General features: G+C 74.3%; 5 protein-coding genes and 1 pseudogene. 2 read left to right on the top strand and 4 right to left on the bottom strand.

Features of this window, described 5'->3' with window-relative positions:
- Positions 1-83: 83 nt before the first annotated feature.
- Complete coding sequence (locus AB0L34_RS31940) at positions 84-911, bottom strand: hypothetical protein (protein ID WP_363709165.1); 828 nt, start codon at positions 909-911, stop codon at positions 84-86.
- 244 nt (positions 912-1,155) lie between these two features.
- Between AB0L34_RS31940 and AB0L34_RS31935 the strand changes: the two genes are divergently transcribed.
- Positions 1,156-1,362 carry a hypothetical protein gene (locus AB0L34_RS31935; protein WP_350707466.1) on the top strand — a complete coding sequence of 69 codons (207 nt, stop codon included), beginning with the start codon at positions 1,156-1,158 and terminating at the stop codon, positions 1,360-1,362.
- An 83-nt stretch (positions 1,363-1,445) separates the two neighbouring features.
- Here AB0L34_RS31935 and AB0L34_RS31930 read toward each other — a convergent pair whose 3' ends face one another.
- From AB0L34_RS31930 to AB0L34_RS31920, 3 genes are all read right to left on the bottom strand, one after another.
- Positions 1,446-2,624, bottom strand: a complete 1,179-nt coding sequence (locus AB0L34_RS31930; RefSeq protein ID WP_363709163.1) for a Cmx/CmrA family chloramphenicol efflux MFS transporter — start codon at positions 2,622-2,624, stop codon at positions 1,446-1,448.
- Positions 2,625-3,463: 839 nt separating this feature from the next.
- Complete coding sequence (locus tag AB0L34_RS31925) at positions 3,464-5,068, bottom strand: right-handed parallel beta-helix repeat-containing protein (protein ID WP_363709161.1); 1,605 nt, start codon at positions 5,066-5,068, stop codon at positions 3,464-3,466.
- Between the two features lie 194 nt (positions 5,069-5,262).
- Complete coding sequence (locus tag AB0L34_RS31920) at positions 5,263-7,155, bottom strand: amino acid transporter (RefSeq protein ID WP_363709159.1); 1,893 nt, start codon at positions 7,153-7,155, stop codon at positions 5,263-5,265.
- A 142-nt stretch (positions 7,156-7,297) separates the two neighbouring features.
- Between AB0L34_RS31920 and AB0L34_RS31915 the strand changes: the two are divergent.
- Positions 7,298-7,403 (top strand): annotated as a pseudogene (locus AB0L34_RS31915) (prolyl aminopeptidase); the annotation flags it as partial.

Genomic DNA, 7,403 nt, shown 5'->3' with positions numbered 1-7,403 from the left:
GTCGGGCATTCCGGGCGGAGGCCGACCAGCCACCGGGCGGCGGCCATGGGAGCCGGACACCGCCAGCCCGATCCGGCACCCGGTCAGACCAGCGCCTCCGCGTACCCCCGAACCTGCAGACGCCGACCGGCGGTGGGGCCGAGCCGCACCTGGAGGCCGAGCGGCGCGGCGGCCCGGCGCACGTCGTCGACGTGCAGCGAACCGTGCCGGTCGACGGTGAGCACCGGCGGCTCCTCCGGCTCTCCGGCGGGGGCGTGGAACGACAACAGCGTCACCGAGGCCGGCAGGTGCCCGGGGTGCGCCGCCCGCGCCGCCGCCTCGTCCCGGTGCGCGAGCACCACCAGATCGTCGAGGTGGGCGAAGTCCTCGGCGATGCCCTCGGCCTTCCAGTGCGCCGGCTCCTCCGCGACCCCGGTCAGGTGCCGGGAGCGGTTCGCCGAGGTGATGTGGAGGTGGTCCACCCCGGTCTCGGCGACCGCCCGCGCGAAGAACACGTTCGACGGGCAGGCCAGCCCCGGCGCGATCACCTGCGTGGTGCGTACGCCCCGGTCGTGCCGGGTGAGGTGGGCGGGCAGCCGGTCGACGGCCGGACCGCGGAAGCCGAACGGGCCCGCGCCGTAGAGGACTCCCATCAGCTGCCGCACCCGGTGCGCGGGCAGCCGGTGCGGCAGCCGCGCCCAGTCGAACATCGCGGGGATCCGCCCGAAGGCGGTGGTGATGCTGCCGACCTGGTCGGCCGGCCGACCCTTGGCGACGTTGACCCGGCGCACGGTGGCGGCGTCCGGCCGGGTCACCAGCGCGTAGAAGTTCCCGAACGCCACCGCCACCACCGCACCCCCGGCCAGTGCGCGGGCCGCGACGGCGACGTCCTCGGGGCGGTCGACGAACAGGTGCGGGGTCGGGGCGTCCATGGTGTCCTCCTGCGCGGTGCTCTGACGCAGTTGTACGCCCGCCGGGCCGCCGAGCGCGGCCGTCGGTCGCCGATCCGATAGCGCACCGGCGCGCCCCGGCCCGGGCGGCCGGTCGGCCGGGGCGGGCCGTCAGGCCGGCGGGCCTGCCGGGCGGGACGGTCGACCGGCGGCGTCGTTAGCCGTTCCACGCGACTGGGTACAACTTCGACACCTCGAACCACCACACCCCTTTCTGGAGGCAGCGATGCGCGGCACGTCGATACTCGGAGTCATCGTCGTCATCTGGCTGATCATCGGCGCGGTCGCCGCCGGCCAGCGCGGCTACTACAACGGCGACGACACCAACTGCGCCGAGGCGGGCACCATCCTGGTGACCATCGTGGCCGGGCCGCTGAACTACATCGGGGCCAACCCGAAGGTCGACTGCGAGCTGCCCCAGCCCTCCGAGTAGGACGGACCCCGGCCCGCGCCTGGCGGGTGGCGCGGGCCGGACCCGTGGACGGCCTCGTGCGGCGACGGGGAGCGCGACGCGGGCTAGGAAGCGACCATCCGCGTGGGCGACTCCGTCCCGGCATCCCACACCGTCCAGGTGGGTACGGCGGCGACGAACGCCAGCGCCACCAGCAGCGCGCTGACCCACAGCGGGGACCGGTAGCCGAGCCCCGCGCCGATGGCCGCCCCGCCCAGCAGGGGGCCGACGGCCGCGCCCACGTTCAGGGCGGCGGTCGCGAAGGATCCGCCCAGGGACGGCGCGTCGACGGCCGCGTACAACGCCCGGGTGATCAGCGTGGATCCGACCGCGAACGAGAGCGTCCCCTGGACGAAGACGAGCAGGAACGCGGCGGGTGCACTGGCGGCGGCGGCCGCGAACAGGAGCCAGCCGACGAGCAGGGCCACCCCACCGGGCACCAGGACCCGCATGGGCTGCGAGTCCGACACGCGACCGCCGACCGTCACACCGACGAACGACCCCAGGCCGAAGAGGGCCAGCAGGACCGGCACCCACCTCCGGTCGTAACCGCTGACGTCGGTGATCAGCGGCGCCAGGTAGGTGAAGGTGCAGAAGGTCGCCCCGTTCACCAGGGCGCCCAGGAGCAGGGTCACGAGCAGGCGGGGACGGCGCAGCGCCCGAAGCTCGTGCCGGGCGCTCGGTACGGCCGCGTCCGGTGGCGTGGCGGGGACCGCGCGCCAGATGGCCACGACGGCGGGCAGCGAGACGACGGCCACCGCCCAGAACGCCGAGCGCCATCCCCACAGCTGGCCGAGGAACGCACCGGCCGGCACCCCCGCGACGCAGGAGAGGGTGAGACCCCCGAGCAGCACGGAGGCGGCCCGGCCCTTGGCCCCGGGTCCGGCCATGTCGGCCGCCGTGGCCAGGCCCACCGCGAGGAACCCGGCGTACGCCAGCGCTCCGACGACCCGGGTGGCCAGCAGCACGGCGAAGCTGTCGGTGACCGCCCCGACGACGTGTACGACGACGACGGCGGTCAGGAAGACCAGCAGCGCCCGACGTCTGGGCCACCGCAGACTGAGGACGGCCATCAGCGGCGCTCCGATGATCATTCCTGCCGCGAAGGCCGACGTCAGCGCGCCGGCGGCCGGGACGGGCACGTACAGGTCCCGGGCGATGTCCGGCACCAGGCCGGACAGCATGAACTCGGACGTTCCCTGGGCGAAAACCGCCAGTCCGAGCAGGTAGATGGCGAACGGCATGACACTCCACATTCCGCGTCGTGGATGGATGAGAGGACGCGGGTGGGTCACGGCGGGCCACGGCCGGGCGGCGCACGGGACAACCGTCCAGCCGGGCGCACGGAGACCACCGCGCGAGGGCCTCCCGGGTACGTGGACGCGGCACGACGGTGGTGACGCGCGGGTGACGCCCGGGAGCAGCCGGTACGACGGCGATCGGTGGCGGGGACGCCCGAGGGACGCTGTCCGGTTCCGACAGCGCCTAGTGCGACGTCAACGAGGGCCAGCCACCGGACACCGGTGGCTGGCGTCTGGACGCCTCGGGGCTGGACACGACGCAGACCCTAGTGACGGCGCGGAGCATTCGTCAACGCGATAACCGCCGGCGGCGCGGGCGCGGCAGCGACGACGTTCGTGGGCCGGCCGGGGAACGTCACCGGGGCGGGCGACGGGTGGGCCTCCGAGGGTCGACCACGCCGTCCGCCTGCCACACATCCCCTAAGGCGTCCTAGGAGGATGGGCTGTCAGGTCGACGGACCGAACCCGTGCCGGAGGCGGGGCACGTCTGCCGGAGCGGGCGGCGGGAACGGGCGTTGCTCCACCGCAACAGGCCACGGGAGCACCGGGACGAGGGCCGGCTACAAGCTGGCCGCGGAGGGTACGGACCGCGGGAGACGATCCGCCAGGCCGTCCTGGGAGGGCCCAGCGGCCGAGCTCGCGCAGGCGGGCTCGGCCGGACGGCGAACGGAGGGGCGCCGTCCGGACGGCGGGCACGCGACGAGGGGCGCACCCGGCCCGCGCCGCCGAGGATCCTCACGATCGTCGGGAGCGGGGCCGGCTGCGCCCCTCGGGGCGGCCGGTCAGCGGAAGCAGTTGGCCACCGGCACCCGGCTGCCCTCGCAGTTGGTGGACTCGTTGTCGACGATGTCGGTCTCGTCGTCGACCCTGACCCGGGCCTTGTCGGCGAAGAGACCGCCCGGCCTCCCCGTGGCGGTGTTGTCGCTCACCCGGCTGCGGTAGAGCGAGACCTGACCCTGGGTCGCGAAGATTCCGCCGCCCGTCGACGCCGCGCCGACGGCGTGGTTCCCGTCGACCTCGCTGTGGCGGACCAGCAGGTTGGACTTCGCGGCGTAGATCCCGCCGCCGGTGCCCCGGGCGGTGTTGCCGGCGACGACGCTGTCGTCGAGCGGCAGCAGCCCCTGGGAGGTGGAGATGCCACCGCCGTTGCCGGTGGCGGTGTTGTCGCGCACCTCCAGGCCGCGCAGGAAGATCAGGGCGTCCGAGTTGGCGATGCCCCCACCGGTCTGGGCGGTGTTGCCGAGCACCTTGCTGTCGGCCACCCTGGTGCGGGCCGAGAAGCTGGCGATGCCGCCGCCCTGCGCCGCGTTGTTGTGCGTGAAGGTGCTCTTCTGCACCTCGGCGGCCCCGCGGTAGTTGCCGAGGCCACCGCCGTACGCGACGGCGGTGTTGTTCCGGAAGCCCGACGTGCGCAGGCTCAGCACGCCGCCGTTGAGCAGGCCCCCGCCCTTGCCCGCCTTGCCGGCGGCGTGGTTGTCGACGAACGTGCTGTCGGCGACCACCATGTTGCCGTCGTTGAAGATCCCGCCACCGCCGCCCTCCGCGGAGAGGGAGGTGCTGCCGACGACGGCGGTGCGCTCGACCACGGCCGACGCGCCGTGCACGACGTGGATGCTGCCGCCCTCGGCGGCGGAGAGGCCGTTGCGCAGCACGACGTCGGAGAGGGTCAGTTCCCCGCCGTCGCGGACGGTGAAGAACCGGAACGCCTCGGCGTGCACGTCCCGCTCGATGGTGGCGCCCTCGCCCCGGATCGTGATCGGGTGGTAGATGACCGGCAGCCCCGCCTTGTCGTGCTGCGGGTTGCGCGGCGGGGCCTCGGCGTCGCCCGGGTTCTCCGCGCTGTCGGCCGCCTCCCGGGCGTCCCGGATCCCGCCGTCGTAGTCGTCGGGCTGCTGGAAGGCGTGCGTCAGCTCGTACGTGCACTTCGGCGCGAGGCGCAGGTGGGCGCCGCCCTCGGCGTTGGCCCGGACCAGCGCGGCGATGAGCTTCGACGAGTCGCACGGCACCGCGACCTCCCCGCGGCGCCCGGACCCCGGGTCCGGGTACCCGTCCCGGCCCTCCTCCCCGCCCCGGTGCTCCCCGGCGGAGTCGCCCGACCGGTCGCCGGAGGGCTCCCCGGCCGCAGCCCCGGAGGGGTCGTCGGAGGGCTGCCCGCCGAGGGCGGCACGGCCCTGCTCGCGGCGGTCGTCGCGGTGCGCCGCGCCGGAGTCGTCGCCGCGCAGCACCAGGGACGGTGCCTCCGACGCGACGGGCAGCGCTCCCGCGGCCACCGCGACGCCGCCCGCCACCCCGGCCACCAGGGTGCCCGCCACGAGCCCACCGGCTAAGAACCACCGGGACCGCCGCCTGGTTGGCGCCGCTCGCCGGTTCCCTTGATACGTCGACATCAGCCTTCCCCTGCCTCTCGTGCATGACACGGCCGGCCCGAACCGGGCGCGGGGTGACTGACATCCCGACAGCCACCGAAGGCCACGATACGAGCGAAACTCGGGCAAGTCAGTCGAAGATGAATAAACGTACGATTCATCTTGAAAGAGCTGATAACGACCGTATGCTCCGAGGGCGGCACGGGGTGCCGGGGTCAGCCGCCGACGTGGATGCCCGGCCGGCGGGCCGGGTCCGGCTCGGACTTGCGGAGGATCTCCCGGACCACCGGCGGAGTGTCGCCCCGACCGAGGATGAGGTAACGCAGCAGGTGCGCGAGGGGGTTCCCCTCGGACCACTCGAAGTGGGCGTGCGGGCGGACGCCGGTGGCGTCGCGCAGCGCCAGGAGGATCGCCGCGATGGCGTTCGGCACCGCCGGGCTGCTGGCCCGCAGCACCCGGAAGCCCCCGACCTCCACGCCGTGGACCCGCAGCACCTGGCTGAACTCGGACGGGTCGACCACCTCGATCTCCAGGAACAGGATGTCGCCCTCGCCGGGGACCGGGTTCATCCCCCGCTGCGCCCGCTCCTTGATCGTGTACTCCTTCACCGCGCCCCGGGCCCGCTTGTGGGCGATGAGGTGCAGCCGTCCGTCGTGCGCCAGCGAGTCGGCGACGAACCGTCGGGCCGCCTCGTCGAACTCGATCCGCTCCGCACGCAGCTCCGTGGTCCGGCTCACCCGCGAGACCAGCGAGACCGCGACGATGCCGAGGATGAACAGGGCCGAGATGGTGATGCCGTCCGGCTTGGCGACGGCGTTCTCGGTCAGGGCGTACAGCAGGACCAGGGTGAGCACGGCGAAGCCGACGGCGGCGACGCGCTCCCGGCGGCGGGCCGCGGAGATGGTGACCGCCACGGCGGCGGAGACCATCATGGCGAGGATCCCGGTGGCGTACGCCCCGGCCTGGTCGTTGACGTCGGCCCGGAACACCACGGTGATCGCGATGCTGACCAGCGTGTAGACGATCACGACCGGGCGCACCGCGCGGGCCCACTCCGGCGCCATGCCGTAGGTGGGCAAATAGCGGGGCACGATGTTGATCAGGCCGGCCATCGCGGAGGCGCCGGCGAACCAGAGGATGAGCGCGCTGCTGACGTCGTAGACGGTGCCGAAGACCTCGCCGACGTGCTCGTGGGCGAGGTACGCCAGCGCCCGGCCGTTGGCGGCCCCGCCCGGCGCGAACTCACCGGGAGGGATCAGGACCGTGGTCACGAGCGAGGTCGAGACCAGGTAGACCGACATGACGAGGGCGGCGGTGGCGAGCATCCGCCGGGTGTTGCGGATCCGCGCCGCCAACCGGGCCGCGCCGTCCGGCCCCTCCCCGGCCACCAGCGGCATCATGCTGACCCCGGTCTCGAAACCGGAGAGCCCGAGCACCAGCAGCGGGAAGGCCAGCACGGCGGTCACCGCCACCTCGCCCGGGCCCCGGCCCGCGCTCAGCGCCGAGGTCCAGCCCGCCAGCGTCCCCGGGTCCGCCGCGATCTCGGCCACCGAGACCGCGACGACCACCGCGTTCAGCACCAGGAAGACGGCGACCAGCGGGATGGCCACCGCCACCGCCTCCCGGAAGCCGAGCAGGAAGACGCCGCCGAGGACCAGCAGCAGCACGACGGTGACGCCGACGGCGGCCGCCGTTCCGCCGACGCCCTCGGGCAGCAGCGGGTTCTCCAGCAGGTGCACCGTGGCGTCGGCCGAGGAGAGGGTGATCGTGATGATCCAGGAGGTGGCCACGAAGCCGAGCAGGACCAGCACGAAGACCTTGCCCCGCCAGAACGGCAGCAGCCGTTCCAGCATCGCCACCGAGCCCTGCCCGTGCGGGCTCTCCCGGGCCACCCGCCGGTACATCGGCAGCATGCCGAGCAGCGTCAGCGCGACGATCAGCAGGGTGGCCAGCGGGGAGAGCGCCCCGGCCGCGACCGCCGCGATCCCCGGCAGGTACGACAGGGTGGAGAAGTAGTCCACCCCGGTCAGGCACATGACCTGCCACCAGGCGTGCGAGCGGGCCTGGCCCTCCGCCGACTCGGGGCCCACCGGCTGCACCCGGTGCATCAACAGCCACCGTCGCAAGGGGCTGGGGGGCGCCACCGGCCGGCTGGGGCTGGCCACGACCTCCGGGACGACGACCGGGCGACCGGCGCGGCGGCCGGGGCGGGTGGGATCGCGCGCGGCGCGCAGTTCCCGGTCCCGTCCGGCGGGCGGCGGCCCCGACGGCAAGCCCGCGGTGGTGCTGCACGGCGGGCCGGGCTCCGGCTGCGGGCCCAGCTGGCGGACCTTCTTCGACCCGGCCCGCTACCGGG

The organism is Micromonospora sp. NPDC052213, from assembly GCF_040679695.1.
GTDB lineage: Bacteria > Actinomycetota > Actinomycetes > Mycobacteriales > Micromonosporaceae > Micromonospora.
The sequence above is the reverse complement of the archived record's forward strand: the minus strand, read 5'-3'. Positions and strand labels throughout refer to the sequence as shown.